General features: G+C 49.8%; 1 protein-coding gene. It reads right to left on the reverse strand.

Translation table 11 applies throughout. The features are described 5' to 3' along the window. A partial coding sequence (cas5e, locus tag Q4563_RS23950) for a type I-E CRISPR-associated protein Cas5/CasD (RefSeq protein ID WP_442903883.1) occupies positions 1–199 on the reverse strand: 199 nt, incomplete at its 3' end. Positions 200–229: the final 30 nt, after the last annotated feature.

A 229-nucleotide genomic window follows, 5' to 3' on the forward strand; every position in this document is an offset into this window, starting at 1 on the left:
GTTCTGTTGGAGCACAAGTCTTGCGTCCTAGATACAAGTCCCATACTGGGTTTTGTAGTGCTTCGGCCAGTGCTTGTGCCTGATTTTCAGGCACTTCTAATACCACGGCAAATGCCGAGTCTTGGAGGTAGTAGCGATAGGTCATTTTGGTGCCACCTCCAACTGCTTTTTTTCCTTCAGCTGTTTTAGGGATCAGCAGGCTTTGCCAAGGGTCGCTGTTGTCGTAGCC

The organism is Gilvimarinus sp. 1_MG-2023, from assembly GCF_030548285.1.